Here is a 17,774-nt window from a genome sequence, read left to right as displayed (position 1 = left end):
CCTGGTGGACGCTTCACCCGGGACGTCGGAGCCGGGTGCGTCATCTCGACATCGGGACGTCGTGCCACAGCCGCAGTGTCGGGGGCTCGTCGTCGAGCACCGGGCTGCGCGGCACGGTCCACCACTTCACCGGCCTCGCATCGGAGGACCACGCGGGCCAGCCGGGATCACCGGTGGCCGCGAAGTCGGCCCACGCGCGCAGCATCGCCGCCGACAGCTGCCGGTCCTGCGCGTCCGGCGCGCCGCCGAGCAGGAAATGCGTTTCTGGCACGTCGATCGTGCCGAAGCAGAACGGCACGTCCGCGCAGTGCCAGGCGCGGGGACGTGCGAAACGCGCCAGGTGCGCGCGGCCACCGGCGGCGGTGTGGTGGCGGGCCAGCGCGGTGGTGTGGGCGCTGAAGATCCGGTCGCCGAACAGCCGCAGGTACAGCTCGCGCACCGGCATCCCGGGCAGCAGGCGCCGGTATCCGGTCACGATCCGGTCGGGGATGTCCAGCGCCCGTGCGAACGCGGTCAGCTGCCGGCCGGTGTCGACCGGGGTGAGCCCGCCGACCGCGTCGAACAGCCCGTATTCGTCGGTGGTGTGGCAAACCAGCAGATCCACGCGGGCGTCGATGTGCGGCTCGCCGGTGATCGGTCCGAACAGCACCGGGTCGTAGCCGAGCCGGCCCGGTGCACGACCTCGGCACGCGGCGGTGACGCGGTCGGCGGCGTCGAGAAGCTGCTCGGGTGCGGCGGTGTCGATGGGGACCGGCAGTTCCGCCTGGATCGCCGTGGAGATCTCGGCGGCGGCCTCGGCGGTGAGGTAGGCGTCGGGAACGCTGTGCAGGATCGCGCGGTCGGCCAGTCCGGGTTCCCGGAGCAGGCAGGCGATCGATCCCGCTCCGGAGGACTGCCCGGCGGCGGTGACCGATCCCGGGTCGCCGCCGAAGCCCGCGATGTTGGCCCGCACCCACCGCAGAACCGCTGTCTGGTCGAGCAGCCCCCGGTTGTCGGGACAGCCCGGCAACCGGCCGAATCCCTCGAAACCGAGCCGGAAGTTGCAGCTGACGACCACGAGCCCCGCGCGGGCGAGCGCGCTGCCGTCGAAGTCGGGCTGCGCGGACGAGCCGAAGGCGTAGGCACCGCCGTGGATCCAGACCAGGACCGGCCGCGGCCCGGCCGGTGGTGCCGTCCACACGTTGAGGGTGAGCACGTCCTCATCGCCCGGCGACCACTCCGGGGTTCCGGGCAGCTTCGCCGACTGCGGCGCGACCGGTCCGAACTCCGCGCACTCCCGCACACCCCGCCACGGCTCGGGCGCTTCCGGCGGGAGGAAGCGCCGCGGGCCGAAAGGGGGCGCGGCGTAGGGGATTCCGAGGAAGGCCACGACACCTGCCGCGGTCTGCCTGCCGCGCACGAGGCCGCTGCCAGTCCGGACGATCACGGATGGAGGATGGCCGGGGAATCCGGCCGCGGCAACCGGATTTCCGCTGCGCCGGAAGCGAACACGCGCCGGTGACCGCCGTGGACCGCCTACGGTCGGGCAGGTGACCGGACAACACGACCAGGACGTCGCGCTGGTCCTGGACTGCTACGCGGCGTGGGAACGCGGCGACATCGACGCGGCTGTGGCCAAGCTGCACCCGCAGGTCGAGTGGGTGGAACCCGAGGAGTTTCCCGACGGGGGTCCGCGCCAGGGGCGGGAGTCGGTGGCCGACTACCTGCGCGCCTCACGGGAGAGGTGGTCGGAGCTGACCTCCGAGCGCACCGTCCGCCGTCGGGGCGGGGACGTGGTCGTCGTGCACCGCGTCTCCGGGACCTTGCTCGACGGCACTCCGCAGGAGGCCAGGGCGGTCGACGTGTTCACCGTCCGCGACGGCCAGGTGGTGCGGATGATCGCCTACGCCGACCTGGACGCCGTGCCCTAGCGCGGCGCGGAGCTCGCCCAGCAGTATCCGCGCCGCCGGGCTGGTCGGACCGTTCGCGGGCCAGGTCAGACCGATCCGCCCCCGCATCCGCGGATCGGTGATCTCCAGCGTCCGCAGCCCGGCCACCGTGTCGCCGGGCGCCGCCGGCACCACCGCCACGCCGAGGCCGCGTGCGGCGAGCTGGGCCAGCAGCGGTGGAGCGGCGGCTTCGAACGCGATCCGCGGTTGGATTCCGGCGTCCGCGCAGGCCCTTTCGAGCACGCCGCGCAGCCCGGTGCCGCGGGGCAGGCTGATCAGCGGGCGGTCCCGCAGGTCGGCCAGCGCCACGCTGGTGCGGCCTGGCGTGAGCAGCGGGTCGCCGGGGGCGACCGCGGCCACCAGCGGTTCGTCGACGACGATCTGCGTCGACGTGCCCGGCGGCGGTTGGGCGCCGGACAGCCCGACCACGGCGATGTCGAGCTCGCCGCGGCGCAGCGCGGCCAGCATCCGCTCCGAGGTGTCCTCGGTGAGCGCGATCTCGACCTGCGGGTGCTGGTCGTGGAAGTCGGCGAGCGTGGCGGCGACGTCGAACTCGCGGGCGGCCGCGGCGCCGGATACGAGTCCGATCCGGACCTGTCCCCGCAGGAGTCCGGTGAACTCGTCCACCGTGGCCCGCACCGCGTCCGCGGCGGCGAGGGCTGCCCGCGCGTGTTCGAGCACCGCGGCGCCGACCTCGGTCGTGGTCACCGAACGCCCGGCCCGGTGCAGCAGCGGCTGCCCGAGTTCCCGTTCCAGCTGGCGGATCTGCGCGCTCAGGCCCGGCTGGGCCAGGTGCAGGCGGGCGGCAGCGCGGGTGAAACCGCCTTCGTCCACCACCGCGACGAAGTACCGCAGCTGCCGAAGTTCCATAAGCGATGATTCTAGTTCCGGGAACGACCGGCTCTTGGACTTATCGGACAGTCGTGGGAATCATCGGGGCAGCAACGACGAACGGAGAGCAGCACCGATGGACATCCGGTCGGCGATCGCAGCCGAACGCACCGAACTGGCGGCCCTGCTGGACGACCTCGCGCCCGAGCAGTGGGAGGCGCCGAGCCTGTGCACGGGCTGGCGGGTCCGGGAGGTCGCGGCGCACATGAGCTTCGGGTTCCGCTACTCGCTGCCCCGGATCGCCGCGGAACTGCTCAAGGCGCGCGGCAACCTGAACCGGATGACCGACCGCTGTGCCCGCGCGGACGCCACCGCCTTCTCGACCGCGGAGCTGGCGACCGCCCTCCGCGACAACGCCCGCCACCCGTGGAAGCCGCCGGTCGGCGGGATCGAGGCGGCGCTGGGCCACGACGTGGTTCACGGCCTGGACATCACGGTCGCGCTCGGCCACGACCGCCGGGTTCCCGAAGACCGGCTGCGCGTGCTGCTCGACGGCGTCACGCCCAAGTCGCTGCGGTTCTTCGGCGCCGACCTCGACGGCGTCCAGCTCCGCGCCGACGACCTCGGCTGGTCGTTCGGAGCCGGAACCCCGCTGACCGGCAGCGGCCAGGACCTGCTGCTGGTCGCCTTCGGCCGCAAGCTGCCGCCCGGCAGGCTCCGCGGCCAGGCCGCCGACCGGTTCGCCGCCGAACTCGGCTAGCCGGTCAGCGCAGGGCCGCGTCGGCCAGCTGGAACAGCGTGCTCAGCCGGGTGCGGCTGACGTTGGGCGCGGGCATCTGTCGCACGACCTTGCGGATCGCCGGTGTGGCCTGCTCGATCGCCCACCGGATCTCGTCCTCTGCGGCGCTGGTGTCACCCTCGGCGGCGATCTCCCGCGCCTGCGCCGCGTACACCGCCGGGCCCAGGACGTGCTTGACCTGTTCCGGGCTGTCGAGGTCCAGGTGCGTGTACGCGGAGGAGGCTGCCAGGCACGCGGCGCGGGCCGCGGAGGTCGCGGCCGGGTCGTCCACCTCGCGGGCGGCGGCCAGCGCGGCCAGTGCCACCACGCGCAGCTGCTTGTTCCGCGGGCCGCCGTTGCCGAAGGTCCGGATGCATTCGATCGCTTCCCTCGGCCGGGTGTCCGACGGTGCTTGCGCTTCGAAGAGGGGCAGGACCCGCTCAGCGCAGTCTGCGGCCCACAGTCCTACCGGGCGGAGGAGATCGACGTCCGAGGCGGAATCAGGGTTGGTCTGCGGCGGCATCCTGCCACCGTACTCTCAGGCACCCTGTCCCGAATCGACGTGCCGGCGGTACTGCACGCCCCACTCCTGCAACTGCGCGGCGATCGGCCGCAGGCTCTGGCCGATCGCGGTCACCGAGTACTCGACCTTCGGCGGCACCTCCGGGTGGACGGTGCGGTGCACCAGGCCGTCGGCTTCCAGTTCGCGCAGCTGGCGGGTCAGCATCCGCTGCGTGATGCCGGGCAGCGCGCGGCCCAGCTCCCCGAAGCGGCGGGTGCCGTCGAAGAGGTGGTTGAGGATCGCCAGCTTCCACTTGCCGCCGACGACCGCCATCGCCGCCTCGATGGTGCAGTAGTCGTGCATGTCCGCCACGTGCTGCCGCATTCCCGTTCCCTCCCCGAGCGGTCCTGGGAACCGAGCGTACCGGCGGGGTGGTTCAGGGTTTGCCCGCGCGCAGCGAGTACATCAGCGGCACCCGGGGGCTGCCTTCGGGGTAGCGGTAGGCGATGCCGTCGCGTTCCAGCACCTGGAACCGCGGCCAGAGGGTGTGGTCGTGCTCGTGCAGGAACTCGATGCGCAGGCCCGCGTTGATGAGCGCGGTGACCACTTCGCCCAGTCCGTGGGCGAACTGGATCGACCGCGTGTGCTCGACGTGGGCCTGCGGATCGGCGTAGCTGCCCTCGCTGTCCTCGTCGATCTGGGGTCCTTCGGCGAAGTAGTCGTAGGTGACCGTGCGGCCGTCGGCGTAGTCGAGGGTGTCGGTGAAGGGGTGGAACTCGGCGAGGTACAGGAAACCGCCCTGGCGCAGCAGGGTCGCGACGATCTCGGCCCAGCGGTCGATGTCGGGCAGCCAGCACAGCGCGCCGAGTCCGGTGTAGACGATGTCGTAGGTCTCGCCGAGCGCGGTGACCGCGTCGTAGACGTCGGCGGCGACGAACCGGGCCTGGATCCCCGCCTGCCCGGCCACTTCGCGGGCGGCTTCGACCGCCTTGCCGGAGAAGTCCAGCCCGGTCACCGTCGCGCCCAGCCTGGCCCAGGACAGGGTGTCGAGTCCGAAGTGGCACTGCAGGTGCACCAGGCCGCGGCCGGTGACCTCGCCGACCTCGGCCAGCTCGAACTCGCGCAGGGCCAGCTTCCCGGCCCGGAACCCGGCCAGGTCGTAGAAGTCGCTGGAGACGTGGATGGGAACCCGCTCGTCCCACATCGGCCGGTTGACCGCGAGGTAGTCAGGAGTCGTCACGGCGGCGACAGTAGTGATCGGTTCCCGCGGCGGCGAATCCTTTTCCGCACCTCGCCGACCAGCTCGGTATACATCCTGGAACCACCGGTCGGAAAAGACCGTACTTGTCGGCGCGAGAGTCGCGGCGGAAGCTGTTCGCAGCCGATTTCACCGACACACCAAGGAGAAACCGATGTCGGTCCACCCTGCCCTGAACCCGGTGCGCCTGGCCGGGACGACCATCGCCAACCGGGCGGTGGTGGCTCCCATGTCGAGGGTCAGCACCGGCGGGGACGGCGTCGCGACGGCGGAGATGGCCGACTACTACGCCGAATTCGCGCGCGGCGGATTCGGCCTGGTCATCACCGAAGGCACCTACACCGACTCCGCGCACAGCCAGGCCTACCCGGACCAGCCCGGGATCGTCACCGCCGAGCAGGTCGCGGCGTGGCGGAGGGTGACCGATGCCGTGCACGCCTGCGGGTCGCCGATCGTGCTCCAGCTGATGCACGCCGGAGCGCTGTCGCAAACCCTCGACCGCACCATCGCGCCGTCCGCGGTCGCGCCCAAGGGGCAGAAGATGCCCGCCTACGGCGGACGGGGACCGTTCCCGCTGCCCGCGGCGGCCACCGCCGCGCAGCTGCGCGAGCTCGTCGACGGCTTCGCCGCCTCGGCGGTGCGCGCCCGCGACGCGGGCTTCGACGGGGTCGAGCTCCATGGCGCCAACGGCTACCTGCTCGACCAGTTCCTGACCACCTACACCAACCACCGCGACGACGAGTACGGCGGTGACGTCACCGGCCGCACACGGCTTCCGGTGGAGGTGCTGCGCGCGGTGCGGGCGGCCACCGGGCCCGGGTTCACCGTCGGGATCCGGTTGTCGCAGACCAAGGTCAACGACCTGGCCTACCGGTGGAGCGGGGTGGCCGAGGCGAGCGGGATCCTGCGCGCCTTCGGAGAAGCCGACTACCTGCACCTGGCCAGCGAGGGCCGGGACTGGCTGGAGACCGCGGTGCTCGACGGCGGCGTCACGGTCACCGCGCTGGCCCGGCAGGTCACCGGGCGGCCGGTGATCGCCAACGGCGGGATGCACGACCCGGCACGTGCCGAGTCGGTGCTCACCGGCGGGCACGCCGACCTGGTCGCGCTCGCCAGGGGTGCGCTGGCCAACCCCGACTGGCCGCGGCGGCTCGCCGAGCACCGGCCGCCTGCCGAGTTCGATCCGGCGACGCTCAAGCCCGACGTCACGCTTCCGGCGCGGCGGCCGGCGGCGTAGCCGCGGTTTCGAGGAAGGCGTCGCGGGCCGGGCAGGTCGTGTGGTGCGGCCAGAGCGCGTGCAGCGGCGCGAACACCGGCGGGTGCAGTTCGAGCACCCGCACCTGGCCGCCCGCGGCGGGCCCGGGGGAGGCGGTGACGAAGGCGACCTGGTCGGTGCCGAGCACGGCGGTCACTGGCGGGGTGCCCTGGATCGGGTTGCGGTGGACGCGGGGTTCGAACCCGGCCCGCCTGCAGTGGTCGATCAGCAGGTCGGTGTAGCCGGAACGCCCCGGATGTCCCCAGACCACGATGAGTTCCCCGGCCAGCTCGCCGAGCTCGACCCGGTCGCGGCCGGCGAGGTGGTGGTCGGCGGACACGGCGAGGTGGAGCCGCTGTTCGGACAGGGTGCTGCGGGTCAGGCCGTGCGCGGGGGCCATCGCCCGGCACAGGCCGAGGTCGAGCTCACCGGCCAGCAGCTGGTCGGTGAGCTCGTGCGGGTAGCGCTGGTTGACCTGCGGGGCGAGGTCGGGGTGGGTGCGGTGCACCTGGCGCAGCAGCGCGGTGATCTCGTCGCCGGTGACCGCCGGGGTGTGGCCGATGCGCAGGACCTCGGTCTCGCCGCGGCCGATCCGGCGGGCGCGCTGGACCGCGGAGCGGGCCAGGCCGTGCAGCACCCGGGCGTCGGCGATCAGCGCCTGCCCGGCGGGCCGGGCGGTGACGGCGTTGCCGCCGCGGTCGAGCAGTTCGACGCCGACCTCCCGTTCCAGCGCGCGCACCGAGGTCGACAGCGCCTGCTGGGACAGGTGCAGCCGGGCCGCGGCGCGGGTGAAGCTGCCTTCCTCGGCGACCGCGACGAGGTGTTCGAGCTTGTGCAGGTCGACGGCCACGTCACGCCCTGACCGCGGCGTGCCTGCGGATGCTGACCACGAGGTTGGCGGTCAGCGTCGCGGCCAGGACCAGTCCCATGGCCAGCACCGCGCCGCCGAGCCCGAGCACCGGTGGGCTCCACGTCAGCGCCAGCACCACGACCGCGCCGGCGGCCACCAGCAGGGGGTGCCCGACGGTGCCCGCGCCGGTCATCAGGTGCAGCGCGGCCAGCACGCCGAGCACGATCACCACCGGGATCGCCACGGTCAGAGCGGCGGCGTGCTCCGACAGGTGTGCGTGGTGCCCGGCGGTGTCCACCGCGGCCTCCAGGCCCGCGCCGAGCGCGGCGATGGCGGCGAAGACCACGTAGTGGCCGTATCCCCACGACAGCGCGACGCGCAGGGTGGGCAGCCGGGCGGCGGGGCCGGTGAAGTAGATCCACCACAGCCCGAACACCAGCGCCAGCCCGCCCACGGCGATGAGCAGCAGCGAACTCGACAGGCCCCGTTCGGCCAGCGACGACTGCACGGCCGTGAACGTGGCGAGGATGACCTCGCCGAGCACGATGATCGTGAACAGCCCGTAGCGCTCGACGATGTGCTCGGGATGCCAGTTCGTCCGGCGCCCGCGCGACTCCGCCCAGGCGGGCACCGCCAGCTCGGCGGCGACCAGGACGAGGAAGGTGATCCACGCCCAGGTCCCGGGTGCCCACAGCCGCGCGATCCAGCCGAGCTGGACGACGGCGATCCCGGCCGCGTAGCGCAGCGCGGCGGCCCGGCCTTCGGGGTGTTCGGCCGCGGCCCGCAGCCACTGGGCGATCATCGCCACGCGCATGATCACGTAGCCGATCACCACGACGGTGAAGTCGTAACGCTGGAACGCCGGCGCCACGCCCGCGGCCAGCACCAGCACGCCGCCCATCTGCAGCAGGGTCAGCAACCGGTAGGGCACGTCGTCGGTGTCGTAGGCCGAGGCGAACCAGGTGAAGTTCATCCAGGCCCACCAGATCGCGAAGAACACCGCCGCGTAGCCGGCGAGCCCGGCGGCCCAGTGGCCCTCGGCGAGCGCGTGGTGCAGCTGGACGGCGGCCTGGGCGACCGCGACCACGAAGCACAGGTCGAAGAACAGTTCCAGCGGCGTCGACGCCCGGTGCGCCTCCTGCGGATCGCGTCCGCGCATCACCTGCCACCACGCGCTGATCCGGTGGCCCGCGACCGGCTGTTCGGCATTCACCCGTTCCCACACCCCTCAGTTGTCCCGCGCGGTTTGTACGCGGTGCGGGCGCCGGTCCGCAAGCCGGGCGCCCGCACCGCGGCCCCCGCCCTCATCGGGTGGTGTAGCCCCCGTTGGGGAACATCGTCTGCCCGGTGAACCACCGGCCGTCGGTGGCCAGGAACTCGATGATCGGGGCGATGTCCTCGATCCGGGTGAGCTGGTTGCCCATGGCCTGCGACTTGTGGAACTCCACGCGCTCCGGGGTTTCCTGCGGGTAGAAGAACGGCGTGTCCATGGGGCCCGGGGCGACGGTGTTGACCGAGATGCCCCGGTCGGCGAACTCCTTGGCCGCGGCGCGGGTGAAGTGCTCCAGCGGTGCCTTGCCGCCGGCGTAGGTGGAGTAGCCGTCGGTGAACGCCGCCAGCAGCGAGGTGCCCAGGCTGATGATCCTGCCGTGGTCGTTGAGCCGCCTGCCCGCTTCCTGGATGAAGAAGTACGCGGCCTTGGCGTTGACCGCGAACATCCGGTCGAACTCGTCCTCGGTGGTCTCCAGGATCGGTTTGCGCAGCACCATCCCGGTGGTGTTGACCGCGATGTCGGCCCCGCCGTAGGTGTCGACCGCGGTGTCGAACAGCCGCCGCACGTCGGCGACCCGGGTCAGGTCGCCCTGCACGGCGACCGCCTGCGAACCGGCGTCCCGCACCGCGTCGACGACCTTGTCGGCGTCGTCGGCCGAGGAGTCGCTGTGGTAGTGCACGACGACCTTCGCCCCGGCCCCGGCGAATCTGGTCGACAGCAGTCCGCCGAGGTTCTTGGCGCCCCCGCCGATCACCACGACCTTGCCGCGCAGCCCGTGCTCCGTCACGATCACCACTCCTTCTTCCGCGTCGATGCTGGTGAGCGACCTGAACCGGACCCTAGGCGGCGGTTGCCGCCCGGGGGAAACACGCGGTTGCGGTGGCGGCACAACCGCGCTGGATACCCGCAGGCGGGGGCGGCCGGGTCAGTGCACGACGGCGACCGCTTCGACCTCCACCAGCTGGTCGTCGTAGCCGAGGACGGCCACGCCGAGCAGGGTGCTGGGGGCGTCGTGGTCGCCGAAGTGCTCGCGCACGACCTCCCAGGCCGCGACCAGGTCGTCCTGGCGGGTGGAGGCCACGTAGACGGTGCTCTTGACGACGTCGCTGAGTCCGGCTCCGGCCTCGCCCAGCGCGGTGCGCAGGTTGGCCATGACCTGCCGCGCCTGGCCCGCGTAGTCGCCGACGGCGACGGTGTTGCCCTCGGCGTCGAGCGGGCACGCTCCGGCGGTGAACACCGTGCGCGCGCCGGGTTCGATGGTGGCGGCGTAGGCGTATTCGGCGGCGTCGGACAACTGCGAGCTTCGGACCAATCGGACATATGGGTTCATGATCACGACAGTACCGGCGTCTGCGCGCCGGTTCGAGGAAGGCACCGGCGGCGCAGGAAACCGCCTGCCAGCCTGCCGACACCGCGCGAGAGCAGCTCGTCGAGCGAGTCGGCGAACGCGTCGATGTGCTCGGGCTGGACGGTCAGCGGTGGTTCCAGGCGCACGACGTTGCGGTTGTAGTCGGTGAACCCGACCAGCACGCCGTGTTCGGACAGCAGCTGGGAGCCGGTCAGCATCGCCACGCTGCCGCGCAGCGGCCGGTCCAGCACCCCGGCCAGGAGTCCGGTGATGCCCGGAAAGCTGGCACTGATGTCGGTGAACTCCACCGCGGCCATCAGCCCGCTGCCGCGCACCTCGCGGATGAGCTGCGGGTGCCGGTCGCGCAGCCCGCGCAGCCGCGCGAGCAGGTAGTCGCCCTGCTCGGCGGCGTTGGCCAGGAGGTTCTCGTCGTGCAGGACGTGCAGGGTTTCGATCGCGGTGCAGCAGGCCTCGCCCATGCCGCTGAACGTCGAGGGCCCGTGGACCAGCGCGCCGCGGGTGCCGCCGTAGGCGCGGTCGTGGAGGTCCCTGCGGGCCAGGACGGCCGAGATCGCGGTCTTGCCGCCGCCCAGGGCCTTGGCGAGCGTGACGATGTCGGGGGTGACCCCGGCGTGCTCGAAGGCGAAGAAGCGGCCGGTCCGGCCGACGCCGCACTGCACTTCGTCGGCGATCCACAGCACCCCGTACCGGTCGCACAGTTCCCGCACGCGCTGGAGGTAGCCGGGCGGCGGCAGCACGATGCCGGCGCCGCCCTGCACGGTTTCCAGGATCAGCACGCCGATGCCGCGGTCGCGGCGCAGCAGTTCCTCCAGGGCCTCGGCGTCGCCGAAGGGCACCGCGCGGCGGCGCGGGAGCACCTCGAACCGTCCCCTGTAGAACCTCGAGTCGGTGACCGACAGGGCGCCGATCGTCTTGCCGTGGAAGGACTTCCGCGCGTAGGCGACCCCGGCGCGGCGCGGGCCCTGGGCGCGTTCGGCGAGTTTGATCGCGGCCTCGACGGCCTCCGAGCCGGTGCAGTAGAGCATGACCCGGTCCAGGTCCTCGGGTGCCAGCATCGCGAGGTTCCTGGAGAGCGCGGCGACGTACTGGGACGGCAGGGTCAGGCCGAGCTCGTGGCGCTGCTGGTCCTGGAAGCCGCGGCGGACGGCCAGCAGCCGGGGGTGGTTGTGGCCGAGCGCCATGGCGCCGAAGCCGCCGAAGAAGTCCAGGATCCGGCGGCCCGACCGGTCGACGTAGTGCACGTCCTCGGCGTGGTCGACGGTGATCCGGTCCAGGCCGAGCAGTCCGAACGCGGCCCACTGGCCGGGGCTGACGTGCTGGCGGTAGAGCCGGCCGATCGCGTCGCGCCCGAGCCGCACGGCGTCGTCGACGCTGAGCAGTCCCGGGCGCGACGGGGCCAGGTGTTCGGTGGACATGACGGCCTCCCCAGTGCGTGCGCCGATCTTGACGAGTACACGCACTGCGGCCCCGCTGGCGTTGCCCCCCACACACGACTCGCGGGCGTGTCGTCCTGCCCGGGTACCCCGTCAGCCCGCCCGGTTAACGTTCGTTCATGCTTTTCGTCGACGACGCCACCGAGCACGACCTGCCGCTGCTGACCGCGATGGTCCGGGCCAGCTCGGCCTACCGGGGCGAGTACCGGCCGATGGTGGCCGACGCGTCGATCACCGCGGGCGACCTGGCCGTTCACCTGGTCCGGGTGGCCCGCGACGGTGACCGGCCGCTGGGGTTCTACCTGCTGATGACCCCGGGACGAGGTACTGACGGCGAAGGCGAGCTCGACTACCTGTTCGTCGACAACGACCAGCAGGGCCGCGGCCTGGGCCGGTTGCTCGTCGCCGACCTGCGGGAGCGGGCGGCCGAGCGGGGGCTGCGGCGGCTGCACATCGTGTCGCACCCGCCGTCGGAGCCGTTCTACCTGTCGCTCGGCGCGCGCCGGGTCGGTGAGGTCGGCCCGTACGGGGCGATCACCTGGGCGCGCCCGCACCTCGTGCTCGACGTGTGAGGCGTGGTCAGACCGGTTCCAGCACGACGTCCCCGCCCGGTGACCGGGCGGGGAACGCGTCGCGGTTTCAGAGGGTGTCGAGCAGCGGCATCAGCTGTTCCTCCTCGTAGTCGAGGTGGCGTTCCAGTTCTCCGGTGAGCCGGTCGACCTCGGCCCGCAGCTGCCGCGGATCGGCGTTGTCGCCTGCCAGGACGTTCCGCAGGTCGTCCAGCAGGGCCGCGATCGTGCCGTGCTCGGCGTGCAGGCGGTCCATGGTCGGGGCCAGTTCCGGATACCTCTCGGCCAGGGCGGGGAAGACCGCGGTGTCCTCGGCGTGGTGGTGGAAGTGCAGTCCCTGGCACATGGTCAGGCAGTTCACGCGCAGCTGGGCGCCCAGGCGGGGGCCGGATCCGGCGATTTCGGTGCGGATGATGGACAGTTCGCGCCGGAACGCGTCGTGGACGAGTTTGAGCGCCGCGCTGGGCGAGGAGGCGTCCGGCGGCCCGGCGGAGATCCGCTCCAGGGCGATCACGGGGATGGTGCGGGTGGTTTTGGCCTGGTACTCGGCCCATCCGGGGTCGGCTTCGACCGCGCGGGCGAACATCCGGTTGCGTTCGTCGCCGTCCAGGACGGTGGCGCGGGCTTCGTAGGTGAACACGCCGTCCTCGACGGTGGCCCGGGGGTGGGCGAGCAGGTTGTGGAACCAGGCGGGGTGCTTGGGCGCGCCTCCGGCCGAGGCGATGACCAGGACCCGGTCGCCGTCGGGAAGGTAGCCGACGGGCGTGGTGTGCGCGCGGCCGGTGCGGGCTCCGGTGGTGGTCAGCAGGAGCAGGCGGGCTCCCTCGAACCAGCCTCCGACGCGGCCGTTGTTGGCGCGGAACTCCTCGATGATCTGGTGGTTGAAATCGTGCGGCATTCTTCTCCAGGTTTCAGGGGTCGACCCGCTTTTCGCGGGCAGCACGAATTCACCGCCGATGGCGGTCGGTGAAAAAGGCATGGTGGTGAACCGGCCGGGGAATTCGGTTCCGGGGCCGGGACATGCGGAAATCAGCGGCGAACACCGCTGGGGAAAAGAAAGAAGGGCGCGCGGAAGCGGCGCGCGAAACAAGGGGAAGGAGGCCCGCGGGCCCGCCCGGCGCTCACGCCAAGGCCGGGAACCTCACTCGCTCGTGGCACATGGCCGACCCGGCAGTCACGGCCGCAACACTAATCGCACCGGCGTGGCGGGACAACGTGTTTCGCGGAATTCAGCGCAGGATTTCCACCAGCAGCACCCAGGCGTTGAGCATGGCGCCGAGGAATCCCGTGATCACACCGAGCAGCACCAGGGAGCGCCCGGACGCCGAAGTCCGCCCACCGCTCGGTGCCCATCCGCCGATGGTGCCAGCGACCGGCCCGGTCAGCGCCGCAGGCAGGTGTCCACTGTGGAAAGACGCGGCGGGAACACGCCGGGCGCTGGCTCGCCGCACCACCGGCCGGGCAGGATGACCCGACGTGAGAAGACGAATTTCATTCATTTCTCTGGTGGTGCTGGTGGGCGGGCTGGCCGCGCCGCAGGCCGTCGCCGATCCCGCCGACGGGCCCCGGATCGCCTCCTACAACGTGTTCATGCTGCCGCGCTCGCTGTACCCGAACTGGGGCCAGCAGCAGCGGGCCGACCTGATCGACTCCGAGGGCGTGCTGGCCGGTCAGGACGTCGTGGTCGTGCAGGAAGCCTTCGACAACGACGCCTCGCAGCGCCTGCTGTCCAACCTCGGCGACCAGTACCCGCACCAGACGCCGGTGCTGGGCCGCTCGCGGGACGGCTGGGACGCCACGCTCGGCTCCTATTCGGACACCCGGCCCGAGGACGGCGGGGTGGCGGTGCTCAGCCGCTGGCCGGTGGCCGAGCGGGTGCAGTACGTCTTCCCGCCGGGATGCGGCGCCGACGCGTCGTCGAACAAGGGCTTCGCCTACGCCCGCGTCGACTCGCCGGACGGTCCGCTGCACGTGATCGGCACCCACCTGCAGGCCGACGACAGCGCCTGCGGCGACCGCGCCCCGCAGGTGCGGGCCTCGCAGCTGGCCGAGATCGCGGCGTTCGTGCGGGACCGGGCGATTCCCGCCGCGGAGCCGGTGGTCGTGGCCGGGGACCTCAACGTCGACGCCTCCGCCGGGGAGTTCGACTCGGCGTTGCAGACGCTGGGGGCCGAGCGGCCGGAGGCCACCGGGCACCCGTTCTCCTACGACGCGGCGACCAACTCGGTGGCGGCCCACCAGGCTCCGGGCTGGCCGGGCCAGCTGCTCGACCACGTGCTGCCGCTGGCCGGGCACGGTCGGCAGCAGTGGGTCAACGAGACCCGCGCGGTGCACTCGCCGGAGTGGACGGTGGAGTCGTGGGGGCAGACCTACACGTTCACCGACTTCTCCGACCACTACCCGGTTTTCGCGCACCCCGCATAGGAAACGCCCCATCCGCCTAGGAAAGCACCGCGGGGCCGCACCTCGGCGCGAGGTGCGGCCCCGCGGGCGGTGCGTCAGAGCAGGCCCAGGCCGCGGACCGCTTCGCGCTCCTCGCTGAGCTCGGCGACCGAGGCGTCGATGCGCGCCCGGGAGAACTCGTCGATGTCGAGGCCCTGCACGATCTCGAACCTGCCGTCGCGGGCGACGACCGGGAACGAGGAGATCAGGCCCTCCGGCACGCCGTAGGAGCCGTCGGAGACCACACCGGCCGAGGTCCAGTCGCCCTCCGGGGTGCCGTTGACCCAGGTGTGGACGTGGTCGATGGCGGCGTTGGCGGCCGAGGCGGCCGAGGACGCGCCGCGGGCCTCGATGATCGCCGCGCCGCGCTTGGCCACGGTGGGGATGAACTCGTCGGCCAGCCAGGACTGCTCGACCTGCTCGGCGGCGATCTTGCCGCCGACCTCGGCGTGGAACAGGTCCGGGTACTGGGTGGCGGAGTGGTTGCCCCAGATCGTCAGCTTCTTGATGTCGGTGACCGACACGCCCAGCTTCTGCGCGAGCTGGGTCAGCGCCCGGTTGTGGTCCAGGCGGGTCATCGCGGTGAAGCGCTCGGCGGGCACGTCCGGGGCGTGCGCCTGGGCGATCAGCGCGTTGGTGTTGGCGGGGTTGCCGACGACCAGCACGCGGATGTCGTCGGCGGCACCGGCGTTGATCGCCTCGCCCTGCGGCTTGAAGATGCCGCCGTTGGCCTCCAGGAGGTCGCCGCGCTCCATGCCCTTGGTCCGGGGGCGCGCGCCGACGAGCAGCGCGACGTTGGTGCCGTCGAAGGCCTTGCGGGCGTCGTCGGTGACCTCGACGCTGTGCAGCAGCGGGAAGGCGCAGTCGTCGAGCTCCATCGCGGTGCCCTCGGCCGCCTTGACCGCCTGCGGGATTTCCAGCAGCCGGAGCTTGACCGGGGTGTCGGGCCCGATGAGCTGGCCGGAGGCGATCCGGAACAGCAGGGCGTAGCCGATCTGACCGGCCGCGCCGGTGACGGTCACGGTGACGGGAGCTTGGGTCATCTGAATTTACTTCCTGCTCGCCGGGTGGTTGCCGAGGCGATGCTATCGGCCGTGGCGGGGCTGCCGCGCGAGGCCGCAGAGGATCACAGTGGACCCGCTGCCGGACCGATTCAGCATCGAGGCCCGGGTCACTCGGTGGTGGCGAGTTCCCGCCCGCGCCGACGCCGGGCCGGGTCCTCGGGCAGGCTGGTGATCATGACTTCCGTTCGCCTGGGTGGCCGTGACGAGGTGCCCGCGCTGCTGGCGATGTTCGACGAGGCGGTCGCGTGGCTGGCCGACCGGGGCAGCCAGGACCAGTGGGGCGCGCTGCCCTGGTCGCAGGACCCGGCGCGGGTCGACGGGGTGCGGGGTTTGCTCGACGCCGGTGATCTGTGGATCGCCGAGGTCGACGGCGCCGTGGCCGGGGCGACCGTGCTGGGCGAACGTCCACCGGAGCACGTTCCCGCGGCCGGTGAGCCCGAGCTCTACGTGCGCCTGCTGCTGACCTCGCGCCGGCTGGCGGGCCGGGGCATCGGTGCGGCGCTGCTGGAGCAGGCCCGCGCGCAGGCGCGCAGGCTGGGGGTCGCGCTGCTGCGGGTGGACTGCTGGGGCGGTGGCGACCGGAAGCTGGTCGACTACTACGTGCGGGCGGGGTTCACGCCGACCGAGACCTTCGAGCACAGGGGGTGGCCGGGCCAGGTGCTGGAGCAGCGGCTCGTCTGACCAAGATCACCGGTATTCCGGTGGATGTCGGATTTCTGCTAGACCGGTCCGCGCCCGCGGTGGATGCTGCGGGGGTGCATGAAGACGTTCAACGGTGCGTGCGGGCGGTGCGCTCCCGGGACTCCCGGTTCGACGGGTGGTTCTTCACCGCGGTGGTCACCACCGGGATCTACTGCAGGCCGAGCTGCCCGGTGGTGCCGCCGAAGGCCGAGAACATGCGGTTCTACCCGAGCGCGGCGGCGGCGCAGCTGGCCGGGTTCCGGGCGTGCAAGCGGTGCCGTCCCGACGCCAGTCCCGGTTCGCCGGAGTGGAACCACCGGGCGGATCTGGTGGCGCGGGCGATGCGGCTGATCGCCGACGGGGTCGTCGACCGCGACGGGGTGCCGGGTCTGGCGGCGCGGCTGGGCTACAGCGAGCGGCAGATCGAGCGCCAGCTGCTGGCCGAGGTCGGGGCGGGTCCGCTGGCGCTGGCACGGGCGCAGCGCGCGCAGACCGCGCGGCTGCTGGTGGAGACGACGGCGTTGCCGATGGCGGAGGTGGCGCTGGCGGCGGGCTTTCGCAGCATCCGCGCGTTCAACGACACGGTGCGCGAGGTGTTCGGGCTGGCGCCGACGGAGCTGCGGCGGCGGGCAGGCACGTGTCCGGCGACCTCGGGTGCGCTGTCGCTGCGGTTGCCGTTCCGCGCTCCGCTGTGCCCGGACAACGTGTTCGGGCATCTGGTCGCCACGGCGGTGCCCGGGGTCGAGGAGTGGCGCGGCGGCGCGTACCGGCGGACGTTGCGGCTGCCGCACGGGCACGGGGTCGTGGCGCTGCGGCCGATGCCCGATCACGTGGCGTGCCGGTTGTCGCTGACCGATCTGCGGGATCTGCCGATCGCGATCAACCGGTGCCGCCGGTTGCTGGACCTCGACGCCGATCCGGTGGCGGTCGACGACCTGCTGCGGGAGGACCCGCTGCTGACCGAGCTGGTGGACAAGAACCCCGGGCGCCGGGTGCCGCGCACGGTCGACTCGGCCGAGTTCGCGGTGCGCACGGTGCTGGGCCAGCAGGTGTCGACGGCGGCGGCGCGGACGCTGGCCGCGCGGCTGGTCACCGCGCACGGGGAGCCGGTGGACGACGACGAGGGCGGGCTGACCCACCTGTTCCCGTCGCCTTCGGCGCTGGCGGCGCTGGATCCGGAGCGGCTGGCCTTCCCGCGGGCGCGGCGGCGGGCGCTGCTGGCGCTGGTGGAGGCGCTGGCCGCCGGGGAGATCGACCTGGAGGTCTCCGGGGACTGGCGGCAGGCGCGGGCGCGGTTGGCGGCGCTGCCGGGTATCGGGCCGTGGAGCGTGGAGTCGATCGCGATGCGGGCGCTGGGTGATCCGGACGCGTTCGTGGTCAGCGATCTGGGGGTGCGGCTGGCCGCGCGGGAGCTGGGGCTGCCGCGGACCCCGGCGGCGCTGACGGCGCGCGCCGCGGCGTGGCGGCCGTGGCGGGCCTACGCGGTGCAGTACCTGTGGGCCACCGGGGACCACGCCATCAACACACTTCCTGCTGCGTGA

At 72.6% G+C, this 17,774-nt stretch carries 19 protein-coding genes and 1 pseudogene; 7 read left to right on the top strand and 13 right to left on the bottom strand.

The window, feature by feature from the left end; genetic code table 11:
• Positions 1-40: 40 nt before the first annotated feature.
• On the bottom strand, positions 41-1,426 hold the full coding sequence (locus ABD691_RS15155; RefSeq protein ID WP_344680314.1) for a carboxylesterase/lipase family protein: 1,386 nt from the start codon (positions 1,424-1,426) through the stop codon (positions 41-43).
• Positions 1,427-1,529: 103 nt separating this feature from the next.
• Here ABD691_RS15155 and ABD691_RS33750 point away from each other — a divergent pair.
• Positions 1,530-1,817, top strand: a pseudogene (locus ABD691_RS33750) (nuclear transport factor 2 family protein); the annotation flags it as partial.
• On the opposite strand, the gene ABD691_RS15150 reads toward ABD691_RS33750, so the two are convergent.
• Complete coding sequence (locus ABD691_RS15150; protein ID WP_344680313.1) at positions 1,713-2,798, bottom strand: LysR family transcriptional regulator; 1,086 nt, start codon at positions 2,796-2,798, stop codon at positions 1,713-1,715. The pseudogene ABD691_RS33750 and the gene ABD691_RS15150 overlap by 105 nt on opposite strands.
• 97 nt (positions 2,799-2,895) lie before the next feature.
• On the opposite strand from ABD691_RS15150, the gene ABD691_RS15145 reads away from it, so the two are divergent.
• Positions 2,896-3,519: a maleylpyruvate isomerase family mycothiol-dependent enzyme gene (locus tag ABD691_RS15145; RefSeq protein ID WP_344680312.1), complete on the top strand. Its 624-nt coding sequence runs from the start codon at positions 2,896-2,898 to the stop codon at positions 3,517-3,519.
• Positions 3,520-3,523: 4 nt separating this feature from the next.
• Here ABD691_RS15145 and ABD691_RS15140 read toward each other — a convergent pair whose 3' ends face one another.
• The 3 genes from ABD691_RS15140 to ABD691_RS15130 are packed head-to-tail and all read right to left on the bottom strand — an operon-like array spanning position 3,524 to position 5,279.
• Complete coding sequence (locus ABD691_RS15140; RefSeq protein ID WP_344680311.1) at positions 3,524-4,060, bottom strand: putative immunity protein; 537 nt, start codon at positions 4,058-4,060, stop codon at positions 3,524-3,526.
• A gap of 15 nt (positions 4,061-4,075) precedes the next feature.
• Positions 4,076-4,423: a winged helix-turn-helix transcriptional regulator gene (locus ABD691_RS15135; RefSeq protein ID WP_344680310.1), complete on the bottom strand. Its 348-nt coding sequence runs from the start codon at positions 4,421-4,423 to the stop codon at positions 4,076-4,078.
• 52 nt (positions 4,424-4,475) lie between these two features.
• A complete protein-coding gene (locus tag ABD691_RS15130; RefSeq protein WP_344680309.1) occupies positions 4,476-5,279 on the bottom strand; it encodes a class I SAM-dependent methyltransferase in 804 nt (267 codons plus the stop codon).
• Between the two features lie 172 nt (positions 5,280-5,451).
• Here ABD691_RS15130 and ABD691_RS15125 point away from each other — a divergent pair, with 172 nt between their 5' ends.
• The gene (locus ABD691_RS15125; protein WP_344680308.1) at positions 5,452-6,534 is read left to right on the top strand and encodes an oxidoreductase; all 1,083 of its coding nucleotides are present in this window, start codon (positions 5,452-5,454) and stop codon (positions 6,532-6,534) included.
• On the opposite strand, the gene ABD691_RS15120 is transcribed toward ABD691_RS15125, so the two are convergent.
• The 5 genes from ABD691_RS15120 to ABD691_RS15100 form a co-directional block, all read right to left on the bottom strand.
• Positions 6,503-7,402, bottom strand: coding sequence for a LysR family transcriptional regulator (locus ABD691_RS15120; RefSeq protein ID WP_344680307.1), 900 nt, complete (start codon positions 7,400-7,402; stop codon positions 6,503-6,505). The genes ABD691_RS15125 and ABD691_RS15120 overlap by 32 nt on opposite strands.
• A 1-nt stretch (position 7,403) precedes the next feature.
• Positions 7,404-8,615: a low temperature requirement protein A gene (locus tag ABD691_RS15115; protein WP_344680306.1), complete on the bottom strand. Its 1,212-nt coding sequence runs from the start codon at positions 8,613-8,615 to the stop codon at positions 7,404-7,406.
• 91 nt (positions 8,616-8,706) lie between these two features.
• The gene (locus tag ABD691_RS15110; protein WP_344680305.1) at positions 8,707-9,462 is read right to left on the bottom strand and encodes an SDR family oxidoreductase; all 756 of its coding nucleotides are present in this window, start codon (positions 9,460-9,462) and stop codon (positions 8,707-8,709) included.
• 138 nt (positions 9,463-9,600) lie between these two features.
• Positions 9,601-10,005 carry a RidA family protein gene (locus ABD691_RS15105; RefSeq protein ID WP_344680304.1) on the bottom strand — a complete coding sequence of 135 codons (405 nt, stop codon included), beginning with the start codon at positions 10,003-10,005 and terminating at the stop codon, positions 9,601-9,603.
• A gap of 2 nt (positions 10,006-10,007) precedes the next feature.
• Positions 10,008-11,459 (bottom strand): aspartate aminotransferase family protein, encoded by a 1,452-nt coding sequence (locus ABD691_RS15100; RefSeq protein WP_344680303.1) that lies wholly within the window; start codon positions 11,457-11,459, stop codon positions 10,008-10,010.
• Positions 11,460-11,596: 137 nt separating this feature from the next.
• Between ABD691_RS15100 and ABD691_RS15095 the strand changes: the two genes are divergently transcribed.
• Positions 11,597-12,049 (top strand): GNAT family N-acetyltransferase, encoded by a 453-nt coding sequence (locus tag ABD691_RS15095; RefSeq protein WP_344680302.1) that lies wholly within the window; start codon positions 11,597-11,599, stop codon positions 12,047-12,049.
• A gap of 67 nt (positions 12,050-12,116) precedes the next feature.
• Here the strand turns inward: ABD691_RS15095 and ABD691_RS15090 are convergent, their stop codons facing one another.
• Together ABD691_RS15090 and ABD691_RS15085 are read right to left on the bottom strand one after the other, a co-directional pair.
• Positions 12,117-12,944 carry a nitroreductase/quinone reductase family protein gene (locus ABD691_RS15090; protein ID WP_344680301.1) on the bottom strand — a complete coding sequence of 276 codons (828 nt, stop codon included), beginning with the start codon at positions 12,942-12,944 and terminating at the stop codon, positions 12,117-12,119.
• Positions 12,945-13,275: 331 nt separating this feature from the next.
• Positions 13,276-13,500 carry a hypothetical protein gene (locus ABD691_RS15085; protein ID WP_344680300.1) on the bottom strand — a complete coding sequence of 75 codons (225 nt, stop codon included), beginning with the start codon at positions 13,498-13,500 and terminating at the stop codon, positions 13,276-13,278.
• A gap of 52 nt (positions 13,501-13,552) precedes the next feature.
• On the opposite strand from ABD691_RS15085, the gene sph reads away from it, so the two are divergent.
• Positions 13,553-14,470: a sphingomyelin phosphodiesterase gene (sph, locus tag ABD691_RS15080; RefSeq protein ID WP_344680299.1), complete on the top strand. Its 918-nt coding sequence runs from the start codon at positions 13,553-13,555 to the stop codon at positions 14,468-14,470.
• Between the two features lie 74 nt (positions 14,471-14,544).
• On the opposite strand, the gene ABD691_RS15075 is transcribed toward sph, so the two are convergent.
• Complete coding sequence (locus tag ABD691_RS15075) at positions 14,545-15,531, bottom strand: malate dehydrogenase (protein WP_344680298.1); 987 nt, start codon at positions 15,529-15,531, stop codon at positions 14,545-14,547.
• A gap of 195 nt (positions 15,532-15,726) precedes the next feature.
• Between ABD691_RS15075 and ABD691_RS15070 the strand changes: the two genes are divergently transcribed.
• Positions 15,727-16,233: a GNAT family N-acetyltransferase gene (locus ABD691_RS15070; protein WP_344680297.1), complete on the top strand. Its 507-nt coding sequence runs from the start codon at positions 15,727-15,729 to the stop codon at positions 16,231-16,233.
• Positions 16,234-16,307: 74 nt separating this feature from the next.
• Complete coding sequence (locus ABD691_RS15065) at positions 16,308-17,774, top strand: AlkA N-terminal domain-containing protein (protein ID WP_344680296.1); 1,467 nt, start codon at positions 16,308-16,310, stop codon at positions 17,772-17,774.

The organism is Saccharopolyspora taberi (assembly GCF_039534165.1).
Classification (GTDB): domain Bacteria; phylum Actinomycetota; class Actinomycetes; order Mycobacteriales; family Pseudonocardiaceae; genus Saccharopolyspora_D; species Saccharopolyspora_D taberi.
The sequence above is the reverse complement of the archived record's forward strand: the minus strand, read 5'-3'. Positions and strand labels throughout refer to the sequence as shown.